The organism is Pseudonocardia sp. EV170527-09, from assembly GCF_008369905.1.
Lineage (GTDB): Bacteria > Actinomycetota > Actinomycetes > Mycobacteriales > Pseudonocardiaceae > Pseudonocardia.
This window is the reverse complement of sequence record NZ_VRMC01000050.1, coordinates 16742-38381: the sequence shown is the minus strand read 5'-3', so window position 1 is coordinate 38381 and position 21640 is coordinate 16742. Positions and strand designations below refer to the sequence as shown.

Below are 21640 nucleotides of genomic sequence, written 5' to 3'. Positions count from 1 at the left end.
ACCTCGGTGTCCGGTCGGGTCGGGTGCGCCGTCGGATCAGCCGCGCAGCGCGGCGACGGCGGCGCGGGCCGCGGCGGCGACGGCGTCCTCGCCGCGCTGCTCGTCGGCCGGGTCGGCCGGGAGGGTGAACACCGTCAGGACCAGCGGTGCGCCGTCCGGCGGGTAGAGCACCCCGGAGTCGTTGCGCTCCCCGAGCGGTCCGGAGCCGGTCTTGTCGCCCACGCCCCAGTCCGCCGGGACCGCCGCGCGGATCTGCCGGTCGCCGGTGGTGTTCGCGCGCAGCCAGCCGGCCAGTCGGTCGCGCTGCGGGGCCGGGAGCGCGTCGCCGAGGACGAGGGTGCGCAGCGTGGACGCCAGCGCGGCCGGGGTCGAGGTGTCGCGCTCGCCGTCGCGGTCGTTCAGCGCGGTCTCGGCCCGGTCGGAGCGGGTGACCGTGTCGCCGGTGGTGCGGAGCCAGGCGGTCAGCTCGGCGGGGGAGCCGACCTCGCGCAGCAGCAGGTTGTGGGCGGTGTTGTCCGAGACGGTGACGGCGGCCTCGCACAGCTGGGCCACGGTCATCCCGGTCGCGAGGTTCCGGGTGGTGACGGGCGCGTACTCCAGCAGGTCCGCGCGTCCGTAGCGGACCGGGCGGTCGAGGAGGCCGGGGTCGGACAGCGAGCGGTGCAGCGTGAACCCGGCCATGAGCGCCTTGGTCACCGAGCACATCAGGAAGCGGTCGCCGTCGCGGTGCCCGGCGCTGCGGCCGGTGCCGGTGTCGAGCACGTGCACCCCGATCGTGCGGGCGTAGGTGCGCTCGACGTCGGCCATCGCGGGGATCGGCGCGGTCCCGGTGCCCGGGGCCGGCGGAGCGGATGCGGGCGGAGCGGATGCGGGAGGCGCGGGCGGTGCACAGCCGGTCAGCGCGGCGCTGCCGAGTGCGGTGCCGCCGAGTGCTGCGCCGGCGAGGAGCAGGGAGCGACGGGAGATCGTCATGGGCGCACCGTGACCGATCCGCGGCGATAGCGCGAATATGATCGAGCTGCGCGTGTGATACCCGTTCGATATGAGGCGAGGCCGGTGGACCTGCTGCGGCACCTGAGCTTCTTCGTCGCCGTCGCCGAGGAGCGGCACTTCGGCCGCGCTGCCGCCCGGCTCGGCATGGCGCAGCCGCCGCTGTCGCAGGGCCTGCGCCGGCTCGAGACCCGGCTCGGGGTGGTGCTGTTCGACCGCGGACCCGGTGGCGTCGCGCCGACAGCGGCCGGGCGCGACCTGCTGCCCCGTGCCCGCGCGCTGCTGGAGGACGCCGATGCGCTCGTCCTGGCCGCCGTCCGGCACGCCGAGGCCGCCCGGGTGCTGCGGCTCGGGGCCGTCGCCGACCTCGGGCCGGCCGCGACCGCACGGCTGGCGGCCCGCGCGGCGGCGGTGACCGGGCTGCGGGTGGCCCCCACCGTCGCCACCACGGTGGCCCTGGTCGACGCGGTGTCGGACGGGACGCTCGACGTCGCCGTCGTCGCGCACCCGGCGGTGCTGGAGTCGGCGCGCGCCGGTCCGGTCGTGGCGCTGCCGACCACTCTGCTGCTGCCCGCCGGGCACTCGGCCGCCGCGGGGCCCGGGCCGGTCGTGCTGCGGACGCTGCGGGGCCTGGAGCTCGCGACCGCGCCGCGGGCACATGCCCCGGCCGCCCATGACCTGCTGCTCGACACCCTCGACGTCCGTGGCTGCCCGGTCACCGCGGCCGGGGCCGCGTCGCCGTCGGAGGCGCTCGCGCTGGTCGCGACGGGTGCCGCGTTCGCGCTCACCCCCGACCCCGGCCTGGGCGCCGAGGGCGTCGCCCGCCGGCCGGCGGCGGGGGAGCCGGTGCCGTTCCGGGTCCGGCTGGTGCACCGCACCGGGACACCGGAGGGCGTCGTCGACGCGCTCGTCGCCGCGCTGCGGGAGCCCGGGTGAGCCCCGCCGACGAGGTCCGCGCGGTGTTCCGCGACGCCGGGGTGCGCGGCTGGCTGCACGCCCGCCCGGTCTCCGGGGACGGCCCGCACCACTCCGCCCGCGACGTCGACGCCGGCGCCCACGCACCCGTCGTGATGGCCTCGGTCTACAAGCTGTTCGTGCTGGTCGCCTACTGCCGGGAGGTCGACGCGGGCACGGTCGACCCGCGGGAACCCGTCGTCGTCCCGGTGCCGCGCACGCCCGGGCCCACCGGCATCTCCGCGCTCGCCGACCCGGTGACGATGAGCTGGCGGGACCTGGTCACGTCGATGGTGACGGCCTCGGACAACGCCGCGGCCGACGTCGTGCACAGCCGGGTCGGCCGGGACCGGGTCGCCGCGCTGCCCGCCGAGCTGGGCCTGTCCGGGACCCGCATCCGCGGCGGCACCGACGACGTGTTCGCCGACCTGCTCGCCGACACCGGCACCGACGACGTCGCCGCGGCCTTCGGCGTGCTCGCCGACAACGACGTCCCGGTCGAGGTCCGCGCGCTCAGCCCGGTCTACGGGTCGGCCACCACCGCCGCGGACGTCACCGCGCTGCTCGCGCTGCTGTGGCGGGGCGAGCTCGCGTCGGAGGCGTCGACGGCGTTCGCCCGCCGGCTGCTCGGGGCCCAGATCTGGCCGCACCGGCTGCGTGCCGGGTTCCCCGCACCGACGCAGGTGGCCGGCAAGACCGGCACGGTCGGCGCGGTGCGCAACGATGTCGGGGTCGTGACCTACCCGGGCGAGCACCCGGTCGCCGTCGCCGTGTTCACCCACTCCGCCCGCAGCGACACCACCGTCCCGCGGGCGGACGCCGCGATCGGCGCCGCCGCCCGGGTCGCGGTGCACGCGCTGCGGGCTCCCGCGCTCTGAGCCGCCGCCTCAGCCCACCGGCAGCCACTCCCGCGCCGCCGCGACCAGCGCCGCGACCCCGACCGACAACGTCGGCTCGATCACCGGCGCGTAGCGGGGGGAGTGGTTCGACGGCAGCGACGCGCTCCGCTCCCGGATCTCCGCGACGCCGGCCGCGCCCTCGAAGGCGCCCGGGTCGGCCCCGCCGAGCAGCCAGAACACGCACGGGACCCCGGCGGCGACGGCGAACCGCCCGACGTCCTCGCTCCCGGTCACCGGCCCCGGGTCGACGACCGGGAGCGGGGTGACGGTGGCCAGCGCGGCCCGGGTGCGCTCGGCCGCGTCGGCGTCGTTGACCACCGGCGGGAACGACTCCAGCAACCGGACCTCGGGGTCCCTCGGTGCCCCGGAGGCCGCGGCCTCGCCGCGCACGGTCCGCTCGATCCCGGCGAGCACCCGCCCGCGCACCGACGGGGTGTACGAGCGCACGGTCAGCCCCAGCTCGGCGGAGTCGGGGATGACGTTCTCCTTGGTGCCCGCCCGCAGCATCCCGACGCTGAGCACCGCGGTCTCGGTCGCGGCGATCTCGCGCGGGACGACGGTGTGCAGCCGCAGCGTCGTCGCCGCGGCGAGCAGCACCGGGTCGACGGTGGTCTCCGGGCGCGCCCCGTGCCCGCCCACGCCGTGCAGGGTGATCCGCAGGCTGTCGCTGCCCGCGAAGGCCGGCCCGGCGGCGACGGCGAGGAGCCCGGCGGGCAACGGCGCGACGTGCTGGCCGAGCACGACGTCGGGGGTGCCGAAGCGGTCGTAGAGGCCGTCGTCGAGCATCGCGTCGGCCCCGGCGCCGAACTCCTCGGCGGGCTGGAACACCACGAGCAGCGTGCCCCGCCAGGTGTCGCGGGCCGCGGCGAGCTCGGCGGCGGCACCGACCAGGCAGGTCACGTGCATGTCGTGCCCGCAGGCGTGCGCGACGGCGGTCTCCGCGCCGTCGCGGCCGACGGCGCGGACGGTGCTGGCGTAGTCGAGGCCGGTGTCCTCGGCGACGGGCAGTGCGTCCATGTCGGCGCGCAGCAGCGCGGTGGGGCCGTCGCCGTTGCGCAGCACACCGACCACGCCGGTCCGCCCCACGCCCTCGGTCACCTCGTAGCCGCACCGGCGCAGCCGTTCCGCGGCGATCCCCGCGGTGCGGGTCTCGGCGAAGGAGAGCTCGGGATGGCGGTGGAGGTCGCGGTACAGGTCGGCGAGGCCGGCGCCGGGGTGACTGTCGCTCACACCCGGCGAACGTAGTCCGGAACCCGTTCGAGCGACACGGGCGGCGCAGTGGAGTGATGGCGACACCCTCACCCGATGTGGTGAAACCGCCATCCCGGGGACAACCGGATGACCGGTCGGGTTAACGGTTTGTTCAAGTTCGCCCTAGGATCAGCCCATGACGCAACCGGCTGGAGCGCATCGATGACACTGGAACAGGTCCGTCCGACCGGTCCGGACACCGGTGACCGGTGGCGCGGCCTGGCCGTGTTCGTGGTCCGCTCCGCGGCCGCTCCGCTGCTCGACGAGGCCGTCGCGGGGGTGGCCCGCGGGCTGGAGATCCTCGACGTCGTCGTCCTCGACGACCCGCAGGTCACCCGGGTCCGGGGTCAGGTGCCCGCACCGCCCGCCCGGCCGGTCCCGGCCGGCGCGCCGTACGCGCTCGTGGTCGCCTGCGACGTGGTCGCCCCGGTCGGCACCTCCGGGGTGCGGGCCACCCAGGACCGGGTCGCCGCCGTCCTCGACTACACGGAGAAGAGGGTGCTGCGCCGTGTTCCGCCGCGCGAGCACTACCTGCCGGTGCAGGCGTCGTCGTCGCCGGAGCACGCCCTCGCCCTGCTCGACGCGCTCGGGGACCCGGGGATCCTGCACCGCATCGCCGGCCCGGTCGCCGATCTCGGCCGCCGGTGCGCGATGCCCTTCCCGGTCGTGCGGATGCTCGGCGGCACCTCGCCCGGGTTCCGCGCCCGTGTCGCACTGGTCCGCCACCCGGTGCACGGGCCGTCGGTGTGCAAGGTGTTCCGGCCCGGGGCACGCGAGGCGTTCGAGCGCGAGCTGCGTGCCCGCCTCGAGCTCGGTGATCTCCCGGAGGTCCCGGAGCTGCTCGAGCGCGGGGAGAACTGGCTGCTCACCCCGTTCTACGGCGACACCGGCCGGCACGTCGTGCGTCGGCTGCCGGGTGAGCTCGCCCAGCTGCGCCCGGAGGTCGTGCGGACGCTGCTGCGGTTCTGCCGCGACCTGCACGAGCGCGGCCGCTTCGTGCTCGACCTGTCCCCGCACAACCTGGTGTGGGACGAACGCGCCGGGCTGAAGGTCCTCGACCTGGAGTTCGTCCTCGACTACCCGGGCGAGCCGCCGTCGTGGTCGGACTGCTGGAGCCTGCGCGGCGTGCCCGCGGAGTACCGCGCGTCGGTGGAGGGACTGCCCGACCTGGTGCTGACCCGCGGCGTCGGGAACTCGGTGTTCCATCCGGCGATCTCCGGGATGAACCGCGCCCGGCTGCTCGCCGAGCCCCGTCGTGGCGACGCCGCACACAGCGGGGCCACCCAGCTCGCCTGGTACAGCGCGCTCGGTACCGTCGGTCGGTTGCATCCCGCACTCCGCGGGAAGCGGCACTGACGGCGCGCCCTCCGACGCGCCGACCCGCCCCGACGACCGGAGGACCCGCGTGACCGGACCCGGCGGCGACCTGCCCGACGACCCGACCCGCCCCCTGCGGCCCGTCCCGGCCGACCCACCGCCCCCGGGCGGCCCGCCGTCGTCGCCGGACCGGGCATCGGGCGGCCCCTCGCTCACGACACGGACCGCGCGCGGCTTCGCCTGGGCGTTCACCGGCACCGTCGGCCAGGCGGTCCTGCAGATCGGCGCCACCGTCGCGCTCGCCCGGCTGCTGACCCCGGACGAGTTCGGTGCCGCCGCGGCCGCGCTGCTCGTCGTCGGGCTGACCCAGCTGGTGACCCAGCTCGGCGTCGCCGCGTCGCTGGTGCACCGCGAGCACCTCGACGACCGCGGCGTGACGGCCGCGTTCTGGTTCTCGGTGCTGGTCGCGGCGGTGTTCGCGGCCGTGCTCGCGGTCGGGTCACCGGTGCTCAGCCCCCTCGTCGGGCTGCCCGCCGACTCCGGGCTGCTGCCGCTGCTGTCGGTGGCGCTGCTGTTCGCAGGTGCCGCCGCGACGCCGCTCGGGCTGCTGCAGCGCGACCTGCGCTTCCGCTCGATGGCCACCGTCGACCTCGTCGCGGCCGGGCCGGCGCTGATCGGGGTGAGCGTGGCGCTGGCCGCGGCCGGGTTCGGCGCCACCGCGCTCGCCTACGGCGAGATCGCCGCCGCCGTCGCCAAGTGCATCGGCTACCTGGTGCTGACCCGGCCCCGGTTCCGGCCCGAGGGCCCCGCCGCGAGCTGGGCCCGGCTGCGTCCGCTGCTCGGCTACGGCGCCGGCTTCTCCCTCGCCCAGCTCGGCAACTGGTTCGCGCTCAACGCCGACAAGCTCGTCGTCGCCAACGCCCTGGGCACCGGCCCGCTCGGTGTCTACGGCCGCGCCTACAACCTGCTCTCCGAGCCGGCCAACATCATCGGTGGCGCCGCGGACAAGGCGCTGTTCCCGGCGATGGCCCGGGTCCGCGACGACGGCCCCCGGCTGCGCGCCGCCTACGTCCGCAGTGCCAGCCTCGTCGCGCTGGTCACCGTCCCGGCCGCGGTCCTGCTGTGCGTGCTCGCGCCCGAGGTCGTGCACGTGCTGCTCGGCGACCAGTGGGACGCCGTCGTGCCGCTCGTGCAGCTGTTCGCGCTGGTGCTGCTGCCGCGCACCTCCTACAAGATCAGCACCTCGCTGACCCGGGCCACCGGCGCGGTCTACCGGGCGGCCTGGCGGCAGTGGCTCTACGCCGGCTACGTCGTCGTGCTGACCGTGACCGGCGGGCTGCTGTGGGGCCTGGTCGGCGTCGCGGCGGGGGCCTCGCTCGCCATCGTGATCCACTTCCTGGTGATGCTGCAGTTCTCCGCACGGGTCTCACCCGGCCTCATGGGCGCGGTCCTGCGGATGTACCTCAAGCACGTCCCGGCGCTGGTGCTGACCGTCGCGGCGACCTGGGGCGTCGCGACGCTGGTCCGCCCGCTCGGGATCGACCTGGTCACCCTCGCCGTCGCCGCCCTGGCCGGCGGGATCGCCACGCTCGGGACGCTGGTCGTGCTGCGCGGACGGTTCGCCGCCGAGCTCGGCGTGGTGCGCAGCCTGCGCGGGGGCGGGGCTCCCCGCGGGCCGCGTCCGGCCGGCTCCGGACCCGGCCCCGTCGTTCCCACAGCCCCCGCAGGCCCTGCGGCGACTGCCGGGCCCGCGCTCCCGACCGGGCCCGCCGCTCCCGCGGCCCCGGTGGACGACGCCACCGTGCAGCTGCCCGCCGTCGGCCGCGGTGACGCGCCGCGGACGGTCGGGACGCCCGCCGACCGCCGCTGAGCCGACGCCCCGCGTGCGCCCGGACACGCCCTGCGGGCAGGGTTGTGCACGGTCCGACGACGACGGAGGTCGTCGGCCGTCGGCGTCCCGGAGATCCCGGGACGCGTGCGAGGGGAACGAGGTGCTCATGGAGCGCGTAGGCGTCGTCGGCTGCGGCCAGATGGGATCCGGGATCGCGGAGGTCGCGGCACGGGCCGGGTACGGCGTGCGGGTCGTGGAGACCTCCGCCGCCGCCGTGGAGGCCGGCCGGGCGCGGCTGGAGTCGTCGCTGGCCCGGGCGGAGAAGCGCGGCCGGATCGACTCGGCGGAGGAGGTCCTGGCCCGCATCGAGGTGATCGAGGGCCTGGACGCGCTGGCCGACCGGGAGCTCGTCGTCGAGGCGATCGCCGAGGACGAGGCCCTCAAGACCGGCGTCTTCCGGGAGCTGGACCGGCTCGTCACCGACACCGGCGCGGTGCTGGCGTCGAACACGTCGTCCATCCCGATCATGAAGCTGGCGGTGGCGACGAAGCGGCCGGAGAAGGTCGTCGGCATCCACTTCTTCAACCCGGTGCCGGTGCTGTCGCTGGTCGAGCTCGTCCCGAGCCTGATGACCGCCGACGACACGCTCGCCGCCGCCCGCACCTTCGTCGAGGAGGGGCTCGGCAAGAAGGCGATCGACTGCCAGGACCGCGCCGGGTTCGTCGTCAACGCGCTGCTGGTGCCGTTCCTGCTGTCGGCGATCCGGATGATGGAGTCCGGCTTCGCCACCGCCGAGGACATCGACGAGGGACTGGTCCGCGGCTGCGCGCACCCGCAGGGTCCGCTCGCGCTGTCCGACCTGATCGGTCTGGACACCGTGCAGGCCGTCGCCGAGTCGATGTACGCGGAGTTCAAGGAGCCGCTGTACGCGCCGCCGCCGCTGCTGGCCCGCATGGTCGACGCCGGGCTGCTCGGCAAGAAGGCCGGGCGCGGCTTCTACACCTACTCCTGAGCCACCTGCTCCGCAGCCCCGGTCCCGGGGAGCGCGGTTGTGCTCCCCGGGACAACGGGTGTGCTCCCCGGGCCAAGACCGCAGGTCGTCGGGCGTCCAGTCTCGTGGGCGACGCCATCCCACCACGAGGCGAGGAGCATCCATGACCGCGACGCACGAGGCCCCGGCGACCACCGCGACGGAGAAGGTGGTCAAGGCCGCCTGTCCCCAGGACTGCCCGGACACCTGCGCGATGCTGGTGACCGTCGACGGCGAGGGGAAGGCCACCTCGGTCGTCGGCGACCCGGACCACCCGTACACCAACGGCGGTCTGTGCGTGAAGGTCAACAACTACCTCGACCGGGTCTACGACCCGGGCCGCGTGCTGTTCCCGATGCGCCGGACCGGACCGAAGGGCAGCGGCCGCTTCGAGCGGATCAGCTGGGACGACGCCGTCACCGAGATTGCGACCCGGTTCCGGGCGATCGCCGACGAGCACGGCGCCGAGGCCATCATGCCGGTGAGCTACCTGGGCACCCAGGGCATCCTCAACGGCCTGAACGTCGGTGACCCGTTCTTCGCCAAGCTGGGCGCCACCGTCGCCGAGCGCACCTACTGCGACTCCGGTTCCTGCACCGCCTACGCCATGACCATCGGCGACACCGCCGGCGTGGACCCGGAGAGCCTCGTGCACTCCAAGTTCATCCTGGTGTGGGCGTGCAACATCATGAGCACCAACCTGCACCTCTGGCCCTACATCGCTAAGGCGAAGAAGAACGGGGCGAAGGTCGTCGTCGTCGACCCGGTCCGCACCCGCACCGCGGCCGCCGCCGACCAGCACATCGCGATCCGCCCCGGCACCGACGGCGCCCTCGCGCTGGCCATGGCGAACGTGATCATCGCCGAGGGCCTGACCGACGACGACTACATCGCGAACTACACCGTCGGCTACGACGAGTTCGCCGAGCGCGTGTCCCGCTACACCCCCGAGTGGGCCGAGTCCGAGACCGGCGTGCCCGCCGAGACCATCCGCACGCTGGCCCGTGAGTACGCCGGCGCCCAGCCGTCGGTGATCCGGATCGGCGTCGCCGTCGAGCGGCACGCGGGCGGCGGCCAGACCGTGCGCGCGCTGTCCTGCCTGCCCGGCCTCGTCGGCGCCTGGCGCAAGCCCGGCGGTGGGATCCTGCAGCTGCCGCTGTGGGCGTTCCCGGTCAACTGGGGTGCCTTCATGCACCCGGAGATGCTGACCCCGGGCACCCGCGTGATCAACCAGTACCGGCTCGGTGCCGCGCTTTCCGGTGACGTGCCGGCCGGGCCGCCGATCAAGGGCCTGTTCGTCTACAACTCCAACCCGGTCGTCACCACCCCCGACCAGGACCGGTTGATCGCGGGGCTGCAGCGCGAGGACCTGTTCACGGTCGTGTCGGAGCAGTTCATGACCGACACCGCGGAGTACGCCGACATCGTCCTGCCGGCGACGACGCAGCTCGAGCAGGACGACATCATGTTCTCCTGGGGCCACCTCTACGTGACCTACAACCACCAGTCGATCGAGCCGCTCGGCGAGGCCGTCCCGAACACCGAGATGTTCCGGCGGATCGCGGCCGCGATGGGCTTCGACGACCCGGTCTTCCGTCGCACCGACGCCGAGATGATCGCCGAGGCGTTCGACTGGTCCCACCCGCACATGGAGGGGATCACCGTCGAGTCGCTGAAGGAGCAGGGCTGGCAGCGGCTCAACGTCCCCGCCCCGGACGCCTACGCCCCGCACGCGGAGGGCGGTTTCCCGACGCCGTCGGGCAAGGTCGAGTTCGTCTCCTCCGCCGCGGCGGGCGGCAACTTCGTCGTCCCGCTGTTCCGGCAGGGCTCCAACGACCACCAGCCCGGCCAGCCGGTCGACCCGCTGCCGCACTACATCCCGCCGCGCGAGTCCGCTGCGGCGGACCCGGAGCTGGCGGCGCGCTACCCGCTGAACCTGCTCACGCCCAAGTCACACGCGTTCCTGAACTCCAGCTTCGGCAGCCACGAGTTCCACCGCCGCGTCGCGAACGAGCACACGCTGATCGTGCACCCGGACGACGCCGCCGCCCGCGGCATCACCGACGGCTCGCCGGTGCGGGTGTTCAACGACCGCGGTGAGTTCACCGTCCTCGCCTCGCTGCAGGACACCGTGTCCCCCGGCGTGGTCGTCAGCCCGATGGGCGGCTGGCGGAAGAACTCCAAGGCGGGCTCCACCCTCGCCGCCGTCAACCCGACGGTGTTCGGCGACCTGGGCAACGCACCCACGTTCTCCGACACCCTCGTCGAGGTCGAGACCGCCTGAGCCCCGCGGCCCGGCCGGAGCCCCCCTCTCCGGCCGGGCCGCCCACCCACCTGACACCACCGTCCACATCGGAGGAAGACCCCGTGGCCTACGTCGTCACCGAAGCCTGCATCGACGTGCAGGACCGTGCCTGCATGGAGGAGTGCCCGGTCGACTGCATCTACCCGGGGGAGCGGATGATGTACATCCATCCCGACGAGTGCGTCGACTGCGGCAAGTGCATGCCCGCGTGCCCCAGCGAGGCCATCCACTGGGAGCACAAGATGCCCGCCGAACAGCTCGACTTCGTCGAGGCGAACGCGCTGTTCGTGCGTGAGCAGGGCTTCTCCGGCGGTGGGGAGGACGCCGACCCCGCCGACGGCGACCACCCGATCGTCGCGCAGCGGAAGCCCCGGTGAGCGGCGAGCTCAGCGCGGACCTGGTCGTCGTCGGTGCCGGACCGACCGGGCTCTACGCCACCTACTACGCCGGCTTCCGTGGGCTGTCGGTGGTCGTGGTCGACGCCCTGGACCAGCTCGGCGGGCAGATGTCGGTGCTCTACCCGGAGAAGCCGGTGTTCGACGTCGCCGGCTTCCCCCGGGTCCGCGCCCAGGACCTGGTCGACTCCCTGATCGAGCAGGCCGCCCTGGCCGAACCGACCTACCTGCTCGGGCACGACGCCGTGGGGCTGGAGCAGTTCGACGACGGCGTTGCCGTCACCACCGACCGCGGCGTGCGGATCCGGGCGGGCGCGCTGCTGGTCACCGGCGGCATGGGCCGGTTCACGCCGCGCCCGCTGCCCGCGGGCGGCGACTACGCCGGACGCGGGCTGCGCTACGCGGTGCCGCGCCCGGCCGAGCTGACCGGCAGGGACGTGCTGATCGTCGGCGGCGGGGACTCCGCGGTGGACTGGGCGCTGTGCCTGGAGCCGCTGGCCGCGTCGGTCACCCTGGTGCACCGGCGCGACGCCTTCCGCGCGCACGAGCGCAGCGTCACCGAGCTGCGCGCCTCCTCGGTGCGGATCCTGACCCCCTACGAGGTCGCCGACGTCCGCGGCGACGACCGGGTGGCCGAGGTCGACGTCGCCGGCCCGGACGGCGTCGAGACGCTGAAGGTCGACGAGCTCGTGGCCGCGCTCGGCTTCAAGGCCGACCTGGCCGCGCTGTCGAGCTGGGGGATCGGGATGAGCCGGCGCCACATCGCCGTCGACCGGTCCATGCGCACCACGCTGCCGCGGGTGTTCGGGGCCGGGGACATCACCGACTTCGAGGGCAAGGTCCGGCTCATCTCGGTCGGGTTCGGCGAGGCCGCGCTGGCGGTCAACAACCTCGTCCCGCTGGTGCGGCCGGACCTCCCGGTCGTGCCCGGCCACTCGAGCGACGCGGCATGAGCGCCCCGGCCGCGGGACCCGGCGGCGGGTGGTCGCCGGGCACGGTCGGGCGGGCGATGATCGGCTGCCCGAAGACCTGCGGGCGCACCACCACGGTGCACCAGGCACGCGAGGCCCTGCGCGACGGCCACGTGCACGCGCTGCTCGTCGTCGACCGGGGGGTGCTGCTCACCGTCGTCGAGCGGGCCGACCTGGAGGGGCGCCCCGCCGCCGCGCCGGTGCGCTGGCTCGGTGGGCTCTCCGGCCGGACCGTCGCCCCGGCCACCGACGCCGAGTCCGTGCGGGGAGCGATGGCCGCGGCCGGCCGGCGGCGGCTGGCCGTCGTCGACGACCGGGGCCGGCTGTTGGGCCTGCTCTGTCTGAAGCGCTCCGGGGCCGGGTTCTGCACGGAGGAAGGGGTCCGGGCGCGCGCCGCGGAACGTGTTCCTCACATCGGAGCTACACGATCGTGACGTGTGCGTGCGATGCTCGGGTATGGCTTTGGTCACGCTCGACACCACCACCGTGGCCGAGACCGACCGGTTGGACTTCTGGCGCTCGACGGTCTGCGACCAGTTCGTGCCCCTCGACGTCAGGCCCTCCACCGGCGGCCTGGTCTCCGGACGAGTGACGGCGGCGTCCGTCGCGGGTACTCCTCTGCGGCGGATAGCCTCGGTTCCGCACCGCTTCGACAGAACTGTACGGCAAGTTCGTTCCGCAGACGAGGATTTCCTTCAGATCGCGCTCGCCCGCCGTGGGCGCACCCTGGTCGTCCAGGACGGGCGGGAGGCGGTGATCGGCCCCGGCGAGTTCGTGATCTACGACAGCAGCCGGCCGTTCACCTTCGTCACCTCGGACTGCTTCGAGTACCAGGTCTGCCTGCACCCGAAGGGCGCCCTGCCGCTGTCGGCCGCCGAGACCGCCGCCGTCACCGCGATCACCTTCGACGGGCGGCGCGGCATCGGCGCGATGCTCCCGCCGCTGCTGTCGTCGCTGAACCGCGCGATCGGCGACGACGTGCCCGAGGCCGCCCAGGAGGCCGTCGCCCGCACCATCGGGGACGTGTTCGTCGCGCTGGTGCGCAGCGCCGTGCCGGCGGCCGCTCCGGAGAACCTGCACGTCACCCGGGCCCGCGGGTTCATCCGCGAGCACATCGCCGACCGGGACCTCGACCCCGCCGGGGTGGCGGCCGCCTGCGCGATCTCGGTCAGCTACCTGCACAAGCTGTTCGCCGAGGAGGGGACCACGGTGGCCGGGGCGATCCGGGAGGAACGGCTCCAGGGTGCCTGGGCCGACCTGCGCCGCCCCGAGCTCGCGCACGTCGGGGTCGGCGCGATCGGCGCCCGATGGGGCATGCCGGACCCGGCGGCGTTCAGCCGGGCGTTCCGGACCCGGTTCGGGCGGTCCCCGAAGGCGCACCGCGAGTCCTGAGGGCCGGCCGGGCGGGGAGGCCCGCCCGGCCGCTCCGCTCACATCCGCTGTTCGCCGAGGAACCCGGTGAACAGCTTCGTCAGGTCCTCGGGCCGCTCCAGGTGCATGCAGTGGCTGGACCCCGGACCGGTCACCAGCTCGAAGCGGGCGCCCGGGATGCGCTCGGCCACCGCGCGGGACTGCCAGGGCGGAGTCAGCAGGTCCTGCTCGCCCACCGCGACCAGCGTCGGCGCCGTGATCGCGTCCAGTCGGTCGAGGGTGTCGTGGCCGAGGTCGGCGTCCCACTGCTCGACGGTCACCTGCATCTGGGCCTCGTCCTGCGGGAACGCCGGCAGCAGCGCTTCCAGCAGCGCGCCCACATTCGGGTCGTCGAGTGCCTGCGGGGAGAACGCGAGCCCCGACGCGGTCAGCGCGGACTCCATGTCGCGGTGCACGTAGGGCAGGCGCAGCGCGCTCAGCACCGCGCGCTGGAAGCCGTCGGTGCGTCCCCAGGTGCCGTAGAGGACCTGCGAGGCGACCTGTCCGGGGCGGGCCAGCGCGATCTCCTGCGCGACGGCCGAGCCCAGCGACCAGCCGAGCAGGTGCGCGCGCGGGATCTCCAGGGCGTCGAGCAGCGCGGAGGTGTCGGCGGCCATCGACCCGACCGTGATCGGCCCGGACCCGCGGTCGCTGCCGCCCAGTCCCCGGTTGTCGAAGGTGATGACCCGGTGGGTCTGGGCCAGCCGGTGCGCGAGCTCGCCCCAGAGCGGGATCGCGCCGGACGTCCCCATGATCATGAGCAGCGGGTCGCCGTCGCCTGCGATCTCGTAGTGCAGCTCGACGCCGGTGGACACGGTGATGCGGGGCACGGTGGGTCTCCTCGGGGTGTGCGGTCGGGGTGGGGGTGCTCAGCGGTGCTCAGCGGTACTGCAGGCCGTCGTCGAGGTCGGCCTTCGGCAGCTCGACCCGGTCGACGTCGTGCTCGTGCATGTGGGTCCACGGTTCGCGGTCGCCCTGGCCGAACATCCGGTGCGCGGACCGCCCGATGTAGCCGGGGTTGAAGTTCTCCTCCGAGACCCACGGCAGGCGCGGCATGTCGGCGTCCTGCGGTGCGACGGTGGGGACGACGACCTGGTGGCCGCGCTCGTCCATCCGCGCGAGGATGCGGCCGATCAGGTCGTTGACCAGGTCGATCCGCAGCGTCCAGCTGTGCCGGAAGTAGCCGAAGGCGTAGGCCATGTTCGGGATGCCCTCGATCATCAGCCCGCGCCAGGTGACGTGGCGGGTGAAGTCGACCGGCTCGCCGTCGACGGCGAAGGGGATGTCGCCGAACACGGCCAGGTCGAACCCGGTCGCGGTGACGACGATGTCGGCCTCGATGACCTCCCCGGAGTCCAGCTCGACGCCCTTCTCGGTGAAGCGGGCGATGGTGTCGGTGACGACCGACGCCTTCCCCTCGCGCATCGCGGCGAAGAAGTCGCCGTCGGGCACGAACGCGATGCGCTGCTGCCAGGGGCGGTAGCGGGGGACGAAGTGCTTCTCGATGTCGGTGCCCTCGGGGAGCAGCGGCCGGATCGACTCGATCAGGAACTCGTGCAGCGCGTCCGGGTCGTCGCGGCCGGTGGTGGCCAGCCAGTCGAGCTGCTGGACGTAGGTGCGGCGCAGGATCTCGTGGGTCCACTCGGCGGGCAGGTCGAGGGGCTCCAGCATCGTCGCGAGGTCGTGCACGGTCGGCGCGGGGAACCAGTACGACGGCGAGCGCTGCAGCATCGTCACGTGCTCGGCGGTAGCCGCCGTCGCCGGGACGACCGTCGCCGCGGTGGCACCGGACCCGATGACCAGCACCTTCGCGCCGGTGACGTCGAGGTCCGACGGCCAGGACTGCGGGTGCACGACGGTCCCCGCGTACTGCTCGAGGCCGGGCCACTGCGGGGTGTAGGGCTCGTCGTGGTTGTAGTAGCCCTGGCACATCCACAGGAACGACGCGGTCATCGACAGGGTCTCGCCGGTGTCGGTGCGCGTCACCTCCGCGGTCCACCGGTTCTCCGCCGACGACCAGCTCAACGCGGTGACGCGGTGGTGGTACCGGATGTGCCCGGCCAGGTCGTCCTCCGCGATGACCTCGTCGAGGTAGGCCAGGATCTCCGCGCCCGCGGCGATCGACGGCCCCGTCCACGGCTTGTGCCGGTAGCCGTAGGTGAACAGGTCGCTGTCGGAGCGGGCCCCGGGGAAACGGTGGGTCCACCAGGTCCCACCGGGGGCGTCCTGGGCCTCCAGCAGCACGAAGCTCCGGTCCGGGAATTCCTCGTGGAGCCGGTGGGCGGCGCCGATGCCGGACACCCCGGCCCCGACGATCAGGACGTCGACGTGCTCGGTGGTCGTGGCGGCCATGGGTCCTCCGGGTGCAGGTGTGACGGCGGTCTCTCGACGCTAGGGCGGCCGGCCCGGTCCCCGGGTGTCCGAACTTCGGACACCGGGGGGTGTTGACCGGTGCCGCATCATGTGATGACGAGCACAGAGAGGTGCGTCGATGGGGGATCTGCTCGCACGCCGTCGCGAGCTCGTGTCCGCGCGGGCCGAGCTGCTCGACCGGCCCGACGCCGCACCGCCCGGGGTGCCCGGCCACGTCGTCGCGTCCTGGCGGCGCAGCATCGCGGGTGGGGTGGACCCCGCGACGATCGTGAACCGCTTCCACCCCGACCTCGACACCGGTTCCCGGCTGGTCCGCTGCGCGCGCCCGGTCATGGAGCAGCTGGCCGAGCAGGTCGCCGGGATCGGGGTGTGCGTCGCGCTCACCGACGACCGTGCCCGACTGCTGGTGCGCCTCGACACCGACGCGGTGATCGCCCGGTCCGCCGACGTCAACGCGTTCGCCGCGGGCTTCGGCTACGCCGAGGGCGCGGTCGGCACCAACGGGGTCGGGACCGTGCTGGAGTCCGGCCGGCCGGTGCACATCGTCGGCGCCGAGCACTTCGTCGAGCAGCTGCACGACTACGCCTGCGCCGGCGCCCCCGTGCGCGACCCGGCGACCGGGCGGGTCGAGGCGGTGCTGGACCTGTCCTGCCGCGCGGAGCACTCCTCGCCGCTGCTGCTGTCGCTGGTGCGCTCGGCGGCCGGCCGCATCTCCGACGCCCTGCTGCACGACCGCGACCCCGCCCAGCAGGCCCTGTTCGACGCCTACGCGCGCACCGAGTCCCGCACCCGGCGGGCGGTGCTCGCCGTCGGACGCCGCACGGTGCTGGCGAACACCGCGATGCAGACGTTGCTCGACGCGGACGACCACGCCGCGCTCACCGACCACGCCCGGTACCTGCTGCTGCGCGGTCCCGGCGTCGACGACCGGGTGGAGCTGCCGTCGGGGACGCGGGCGCGGCTGCGCGGCGCGGTCGTCCCGGCAGGCGGGTCGGTCGCCGGCCTGGTGGCGGTGGTGACGCTGCTGCGCGAGCCCGACGGCGGCGACCCCACCGGACCGGTCCCGGTGACCCCCCGGCCCGCCGCCGACGGGCTGAGCCCGGCCTGGCGGACGGCGCGGGCCGCCGTCGTCGCGGCGCTGGGGGCGGGGGCACCGCTGCTGGTCACCGGCGAGCCCGGCGCCGGGCGGGCGCGCCTGGTCACCGACTCCTGGCCCGGCCCGGTCGTCGAGGTCGGGCCGGACGACGACGGCGCCGACCTCGACGACCGCGTCGGGCGGGCCGGGGCGCGGGCGCTGGTGCTGCTGCGCGACCTCGACCGGCGCGACGCCGGTGTGCCGTCCGCCGTCGCGCGCGGGGACCTGCCGATCGCCGGCACCCGCGCGGACGCCGTCGTCCCCGACCCCGTCCGGGACGCCGTGCTGGCCCGGTTCCGGGTGTCGGTGCCGGTCCCGCCGCTGCGCGGCCGCCCCGGTGACCTCCCCGGTCTGGTCGCCGCGCTGCTCGCCGAGCTCGCGCCCGGCCGCGACGTGCGGCTGTCCGCCGGGGCGCTGCGGACGGTGAGCAGGCACCCGTGGCCGGGGAACGTGACCGAGCTGCGCGACGCGCTGACCGCGGCCCTGGGGCGTCGGCCGGTCGGCGTGGTCGAGGCGACCGACCTGCCCGAGTCCTGCCAGAGCGCGCCGTCCGCGACGCTGCGGGCGGTGGACCGGGCCGAGCGGGACGCGATCGTCGCCGCGCTGCGGGACACCGACGGGAACCGGGCCGCTGCGGCCGCGGTGCTGGGCGTGGCCCGGTCGACGCTCTACCGGAAGATCGCGCAGTACCGGATCACGGACTGAACCCCCGCACCCGTCACCGGGTCAGGAACGCCGCCAGCTCGCGCGCCACCTCCTCCGGCCGCTCCTCGGGCAGGTAGTGGTCGGCGTCCAGGGCCGCCCCGCGCACGTCCGTGGCGTAGCCGGCCCACACCGCGGGCACGTCGTAGGACCGGCCGACGAAGGAGTGCGCGCCCCACAGAGCCAGCAGCGGTGCAGTGACCCGGCGGCGCGCGTCGGCCTCGTCGTCGACGCGGTCGACCCCGGCCGCGGCCCGGTAGTCGGCGCACGACGCGGCGATCGCGGCCGGGTCGGCGAAGCAGCGGACGTACTCGGCGACGGCGCGCTCGTCGAACGGGGTGCCGCCGTGGTGGCGCGAGCGCATCCGCGCGGTGACCCAGAACTCCGGGTCGCCCGCGATGAGGCGCTCCGGGATCCCGGCCGGGGCGGTCAGGAAGAACCAGTGCCAGTAGCCGAGCCCGAAGGCGGCGTCGGCGGTGTCGAACGCGTGCCGGGTCGGGACGATGTCGAGCACCGCCAGCGCTGACACGGCGTCCGGCGCGTCCAGGGCCAGCCGGTGCGCGACCCGTCCGCCGCGGTCGTGCCCGGCGACGTCGAACCGGTCGAACCCGAGCGCCCGCATGACGGCGAGCTGGTCGGCGGCCATGTCCCAGTAGGGCATGGTGATCGCGATGCCGTTGGACTTGGTCGCCGAGGTGAGGTGCCGGTTCGGGTGGCGGCGCGCGAGCTCGAAGGCGTAGCGCAGGATCCGGTCGACCCCGGTACGGGTCATCACGGTCTCCTGGATCACCACCTCCCGGTCGGTGCCCTCGAACATCCGCCCGCCCACCGAGGAGTACTCGCCCTCGGTGTTCTCCCGGACGATCAGCATGTCGATGTCGCCGGGTGAGCGGCCGGCCAGCGGCGCGGCGACGCCCGGCAGCAGCCGGGCCGGGCGCAGGTTGACGTACTGGTCGAAGCGGCGCCGGAACTGCAGCAGGCTGCCCCACAGCGACACGTGGTCGGGCACCACCTCGGGCCACCCGACGGCACCGAAGAACAGCGCGTCGAAACCGGACAGCTGCTCGAACCAGTCCTCGGGCAGCATCGTGCCGTGCTCGAGCCAGTGGTCGGCGCTCGCGAAGCCGAACTCGGTCAGCTCCAGCTCGATCCCGAAGCGCTCCGCGGCCGCGGTCAGCACGCGGACGCCCTCCGGGACCACCTCCTTGCCGATCCCGTCCCCGGGGATGACGGCGATGCGGTGCGCGGTCATGTGTCATGTCCTCCTCGACTCGGTTGCTTCTATCCTGATCGGCGAACCGGACGCGAAGAATCGTCGTGTCCACCCGACAGACTTTCCTCAGGGGAAAGGAGTGGGTGTGGAGCTGCCCGAGTTCGACGACCTGAGCTTCTTCGCCGGGGTCGCTGCCGCGGGCACGCTGACCGAGGTGGCGCGCCAGTGGGGTGTGTCGGTGTCGGCGGTCAGCAAGCGGCTCGCCCGCCTGGAACGACGTCTGGGCGTCCGCCTGGTCAACCGGTCCACCCGCCGTCTCACCCTGACCGACGAGGGCCGCCGCTACGCCGAGGGCGCCCGCGACGTGCTGGGCCGGATCGACGACCTGGAGGACGAGATCGGCCGTCGTCGCTCGGGGTTGCACGGACGGATCGCGGTGCACTCGTCGATGGGGTTCGGCCGGGCGCACGTCGCGCCACTGCTCGGCGCGTTCGAGGCGGCCAACCCGGACCTGCGCATCGATCTGGAGCTGTCGCACCTGCCGGTCGCGATCGGCGGCTCCGGCTACGACTTCGCGGTGCGCGTCGGACCGTTGCCCGACTCGCGGCTGCACGCCCGGGTGCTGCACCGCAACCGGCGCGTGGTGTGCGCGGCGCCGTCGTACCTGGGCCGTCGTGGCGCCCCGCGCACCCCTGCCGACCTGGCCGGACACGACTGCATCGTGATCCGGGAGAACGACACCGCCTACGCCCACTGGCGCTTCGGGACCGACACCGACGCCGTCGGGGTCCGCGTGACGGGCGCGATGACCTGCAACGACGGCGAGGTCGCGACGGCGTGGTGCCGGGCCGGGCGTGGGCTGGTGATGCGCTCGCTGTGGCAGGTCGCGCCGCTGCTCGCATCCGGTGAGTTGGTGCAGGTGCTGGCGGACATCCCGACGCCGTCGGCGGACCTGCTGGCGGTGCACGGGGCGGACCCACCCCGCCGGGTCCGCGCGGTGCTCGACCACCTCGTCGACGGGCTGGCGTGGCGGCTGCCGATCAGGCCGGTTCCCGCTCCCGCCGCCGCGTCCAGGGCCACGTGATCACCGCCCACCCCACCGCGACCAGCACGAACTCGACCACCAGGTAGACAGGCCACGGCCCCAGCAGGTCCAGCGCGGAGGCGTTGGTCGGCTTGTGGGCGAGGAAGCCGTAGTTGGTTCCCGCGGCCAGGTTGAACGGCAGCACCACCGCCGCCCAGGCGATCGTCGCCGCCAGCGTCACGCCCATCCCGCGCCAGCTCGGCCGCACCCCGGCACCCCAGGTCAGGTACACCGCCGCCCAGGTCACCAGCAGGTGCAGCGCCCAGAAGTGCAGGAACGCCGCGTGCGGGAAGTCGGGGGAGTCGGTGGCCGGGGTGAGCAGCGCCTGCGGGGTCAGCGTGAGACCCCAGTAGTACAGCGGGGCGCACGCCCACCAACGACGCGTCCACAGGGCGACGGCGGCGGTGACCCAGGACAGGTCCGACAGCTGCAGCGGCAGCGAGATGTGGACGTCGAAGGTCTGCGGGGTCAGCAGCCGCAGCTGCAGCGGGACCAGCAGCACGACGACCACCACGGCGAACGCCCGGGAGACGCGCAGCTCGGCCGGGGTGCCACGCAGTCGGCGTCCGAGCACCACCAGCGCGACGCCGCCGAGGACGCCGACGGTCAGCGCGGCCCAGTGGGTCGCGCCGTAGGGCACGAAGACGCCGGTGTCTCCCATCGCCCGATGATGACCGACCCCGCCCGATCGTGGCGGACCGGGGATCAGGCGTCGGCGGTCCCGGCGGCGTCGTCCTTCGTCCTCCGCTTCGGGATCAGGTGCGCCACGGCGACGATCACCGCGCCGACCACGACCCCGAGGATCGCCGAGCCGATGGTGTTGGTGAGCCAGCCCAGGAACCCGCCGAGCGCGCCGGTCGCGTCGGCGACGGCCACCTCCAGGTGGTGCACCAGATCGTAGATCGGGGAGAAGCCCAGCTCGTCCATCCCGACCAGCAGGATGTGCCCGCCGACCCACAGCATCGCCGCGACGCCGACGACCGAGAGCGTCGTCAGCACGATCGGCATGGCCTTCACCAGCCCGCGCCCGAACGACGCGACGGGGCCGGACCCGCGTTCGGCCAGTGCCAGGCCCACGTCGTCCATCTTCACGATGAGCGCGACGGCGCCGTAGACGAGCGCGGTGATCGCGACGGCGACCACGGCCAGGATGATCGCCCGGGGCACGATGCCCTCGGACGCCACCTCGTTCAGCGCGATGACCATGATCTCGGCCGAGAGGATGAAGTCGGTGCGCACGGCGCCGGAGACGACCCGGCGTTCGTTCTCCGCCGGGTCCGCGGCGACCTTCTCGTCGCGCTCCTCGGGGTGCTCGGAGTGCCCGGAGAAGTACTCCCAGAGCTTCTCCGCGCCCTCGTAGGCCAGGTAGCAGCCGCCGACCATCAGGATCGGGGTCAGCAGCCACGGCGCGAACTGGGAGAGGATCAGCGCGACCGGCAGGATGAAGACGATCTTGTTGCGCAGTGAGCCCTTGGCGATCCGCCAGATGATCGACAGCTCGCGCTCGGGCTTGAGGCCCTGGACGTAGCGGGGGGTGACGGCGGCGTCGTCGACGACCACGCCGGCGGCCTTGGCCCCGGCCCGCCCGGCCGCGCCCGCGATGTCGTCCAGCGATGCCGTCGTGAGGCGGGCCAGGGCCGCGATGTCGTCGAGCAGGGCGAAGAGTCCGCTCATCGGGTCACCGTCCGTTGCAGGGCCGAATCCGTGCGCACGCGCGGAGCCTACGGCCCGGAGCGGACGAACGGGACCGAACCCGCACCGATGTCGGGCTTGACCGTGC

Annotated in this window: 19 protein-coding genes; 12 read left to right on the top strand and 7 right to left on the bottom strand. The window is 74.4% G+C overall.

Annotated elements, in window-relative coordinates:
• Positions 1 to 36: 36 nt before the first annotated feature.
• Positions 37 to 972, bottom strand: coding sequence for a class A beta-lactamase (bla, locus tag FVA95_RS16795; protein ID WP_149665065.1), 936 nt, complete (start codon positions 970 to 972; stop codon positions 37 to 39).
• A gap of 84 nt (positions 973 to 1056) precedes the next feature.
• On the opposite strand from bla, the gene FVA95_RS16790 reads away from it, so the two are divergent.
• Positions 1057 to 1926 (top strand): LysR family transcriptional regulator, encoded by an 870-nt coding sequence (locus FVA95_RS16790; protein ID WP_161992334.1) that lies wholly within the window; start codon positions 1057 to 1059, stop codon positions 1924 to 1926.
• Positions 1923 to 2822 (top strand): serine hydrolase, encoded by a 900-nt coding sequence (locus FVA95_RS16785; RefSeq protein WP_149665063.1) that lies wholly within the window; start codon positions 1923 to 1925, stop codon positions 2820 to 2822. The genes FVA95_RS16790 and FVA95_RS16785 overlap by 4 nt, the downstream gene beginning before the upstream one ends.
• A 9-nt stretch (positions 2823 to 2831) precedes the next feature.
• Here the strand turns inward: FVA95_RS16785 and FVA95_RS16780 are convergent, their stop codons facing one another.
• A complete protein-coding gene (locus FVA95_RS16780) occupies positions 2832 to 4073 on the bottom strand; it encodes an amidohydrolase (RefSeq protein WP_240051546.1) in 1242 nt (413 codons plus the stop codon).
• A 183-nt stretch (positions 4074 to 4256) separates the two neighbouring features.
• Here FVA95_RS16780 and FVA95_RS16775 point away from each other — a divergent pair, with 183 nt between their 5' ends.
• The 8 genes from FVA95_RS16775 (at position 4257) to FVA95_RS16740 (ending at position 13335) form a co-directional block, all read left to right on the top strand.
• The gene (locus FVA95_RS16775) at positions 4257 to 5450 is read left to right on the top strand and encodes a hypothetical protein (RefSeq protein WP_149665061.1); all 1194 of its coding nucleotides are present in this window, start codon (positions 4257 to 4259) and stop codon (positions 5448 to 5450) included.
• 49 nt (positions 5451 to 5499) lie between these two features.
• Complete coding sequence (locus tag FVA95_RS16770; protein WP_161992333.1) at positions 5500 to 7281, top strand: lipopolysaccharide biosynthesis protein; 1782 nt, start codon at positions 5500 to 5502, stop codon at positions 7279 to 7281.
• Positions 7282 to 7408: 127 nt separating this feature from the next.
• Positions 7409 to 8254: a 3-hydroxybutyryl-CoA dehydrogenase gene (locus FVA95_RS16765; protein WP_020626597.1), complete on the top strand. Its 846-nt coding sequence runs from the start codon at positions 7409 to 7411 to the stop codon at positions 8252 to 8254.
• Positions 8255 to 8396: 142 nt separating this feature from the next.
• Positions 8397 to 10556 carry a molybdopterin-dependent oxidoreductase gene (locus FVA95_RS16760; RefSeq protein WP_149665059.1) on the top strand — a complete coding sequence of 720 codons (2160 nt, stop codon included), beginning with the start codon at positions 8397 to 8399 and terminating at the stop codon, positions 10554 to 10556.
• Positions 10557 to 10639: 83 nt separating this feature from the next.
• Positions 10640 to 10954, top strand: a complete 315-nt coding sequence (fdxA, locus tag FVA95_RS16755) for a ferredoxin (RefSeq protein ID WP_149665058.1) — start codon at positions 10640 to 10642, stop codon at positions 10952 to 10954.
• Positions 10951 to 11925 carry an NAD(P)/FAD-dependent oxidoreductase gene (locus FVA95_RS16750; RefSeq protein ID WP_149665057.1) on the top strand — a complete coding sequence of 325 codons (975 nt, stop codon included), beginning with the start codon at positions 10951 to 10953 and terminating at the stop codon, positions 11923 to 11925. The genes fdxA and FVA95_RS16750 overlap by 4 nt, the downstream gene beginning before the upstream one ends.
• Positions 11922 to 12377: a CBS domain-containing protein gene (locus tag FVA95_RS16745; RefSeq protein WP_149665056.1), complete on the top strand. Its 456-nt coding sequence runs from the start codon at positions 11922 to 11924 to the stop codon at positions 12375 to 12377. Before FVA95_RS16750 ends, FVA95_RS16745 begins: the two co-directional genes overlap by 4 nt.
• Before the next feature lie 22 nt (positions 12378 to 12399).
• Positions 12400 to 13335 (top strand): helix-turn-helix domain-containing protein, encoded by a 936-nt coding sequence (locus tag FVA95_RS16740; RefSeq protein WP_149665055.1) that lies wholly within the window; start codon positions 12400 to 12402, stop codon positions 13333 to 13335.
• 38 nt (positions 13336 to 13373) lie between these two features.
• On the opposite strand, the gene FVA95_RS16735 is transcribed toward FVA95_RS16740, so the two are convergent.
• The gene (locus tag FVA95_RS16735) at positions 13374 to 14183 is read right to left on the bottom strand and encodes an alpha/beta fold hydrolase (RefSeq protein ID WP_149665054.1); all 810 of its coding nucleotides are present in this window, start codon (positions 14181 to 14183) and stop codon (positions 13374 to 13376) included.
• Between the two features lie 49 nt (positions 14184 to 14232).
• A complete protein-coding gene (locus FVA95_RS16730; protein ID WP_149665053.1) occupies positions 14233 to 15705 on the bottom strand; it encodes an NAD(P)/FAD-dependent oxidoreductase in 1473 nt (490 codons plus the stop codon).
• A 139-nt stretch (positions 15706 to 15844) separates the two neighbouring features.
• On the opposite strand from FVA95_RS16730, the gene FVA95_RS16725 reads away from it, so the two are divergent.
• On the top strand, positions 15845 to 17566 hold the full coding sequence (locus FVA95_RS16725) for a sigma-54-dependent Fis family transcriptional regulator (RefSeq protein WP_149665052.1): 1722 nt from the start codon (positions 15845 to 15847) through the stop codon (positions 17564 to 17566).
• 13 nt (positions 17567 to 17579) lie between these two features.
• On the opposite strand, the gene FVA95_RS33710 is transcribed toward FVA95_RS16725, so the two are convergent.
• Entirely contained in the window at positions 17580 to 18815 is a 1236-nt protein-coding gene (locus FVA95_RS33710; protein ID WP_149665051.1) for an isocitrate/isopropylmalate family dehydrogenase, read from the bottom strand.
• 106 nt (positions 18816 to 18921) lie between these two features.
• Between FVA95_RS33710 and FVA95_RS16715 the strand changes: the two genes are divergently transcribed.
• A complete protein-coding gene (locus FVA95_RS16715; protein WP_205015881.1) occupies positions 18922 to 19860 on the top strand; it encodes a LysR family transcriptional regulator in 939 nt (312 codons plus the stop codon).
• On the opposite strand, the gene FVA95_RS16710 is transcribed toward FVA95_RS16715, so the two are convergent.
• Complete coding sequence (locus FVA95_RS16710; protein WP_149665049.1) at positions 19817 to 20521, bottom strand: TIGR02206 family membrane protein; 705 nt, start codon at positions 20519 to 20521, stop codon at positions 19817 to 19819. The two genes, FVA95_RS16715 and FVA95_RS16710, sit on opposite strands and share 44 nt — an antisense overlap.
• Positions 20522 to 20565: 44 nt before the next feature.
• Positions 20566 to 21534 (bottom strand): DUF808 domain-containing protein, encoded by a 969-nt coding sequence (locus FVA95_RS16705; protein WP_149665048.1) that lies wholly within the window; start codon positions 21532 to 21534, stop codon positions 20566 to 20568.
• Positions 21535 to 21640: the final 106 nt, after the last annotated feature.

Excerpts from the sequence above, each read along its gene's own strand:
- FVA95_RS16745 (WP_149665056.1), top strand. The coding sequence starts at position 11,922 with ATGAGCGCCCCGGCCGCGGGACCCGGCGGCGGGTGGTCGCCGGGCACG.
- FVA95_RS16765 (WP_020626597.1), top strand. The coding sequence starts at position 7,409 with ATGGAGCGCGTAGGCGTCGTCGGCTGCGGCCAGATGGGATCCGGGATC.
- FVA95_RS16775 (WP_149665061.1), top strand. The coding sequence starts at position 4,257 with ATGACACTGGAACAGGTCCGTCCGACCGGTCCGGACACCGGTGACCGG.
- FVA95_RS16740 (WP_149665055.1), top strand. The coding sequence starts at position 12,400 with ATGGCTTTGGTCACGCTCGACACCACCACCGTGGCCGAGACCGACCGG.
- FVA95_RS33710 (WP_149665051.1), bottom strand. The coding sequence starts at position 18,815 with ATGACCGCGCACCGCATCGCCGTCATCCCCGGGGACGGGATCGGCAAG.
- FVA95_RS16730 (WP_149665053.1), bottom strand. The coding sequence starts at position 15,705 with ATGGCCGCCACGACCACCGAGCACGTCGACGTCCTGATCGTCGGGGCC.
- FVA95_RS16760 (WP_149665059.1), top strand. The coding sequence starts at position 8,397 with ATGACCGCGACGCACGAGGCCCCGGCGACCACCGCGACGGAGAAGGTG.
- bla (WP_149665065.1), bottom strand. The coding sequence starts at position 972 with ATGACGATCTCCCGTCGCTCCCTGCTCCTCGCCGGCGCAGCACTCGGC.
- FVA95_RS16705 (WP_149665048.1), bottom strand. The coding sequence starts at position 21,534 with ATGAGCGGACTCTTCGCCCTGCTCGACGACATCGCGGCCCTGGCCCGC.
- FVA95_RS16710 (WP_149665049.1), bottom strand. The coding sequence starts at position 20,521 with ATGGGAGACACCGGCGTCTTCGTGCCCTACGGCGCGACCCACTGGGCC.
- FVA95_RS16725 (WP_149665052.1), top strand. The coding sequence starts at position 15,845 with ATGGGGGATCTGCTCGCACGCCGTCGCGAGCTCGTGTCCGCGCGGGCC.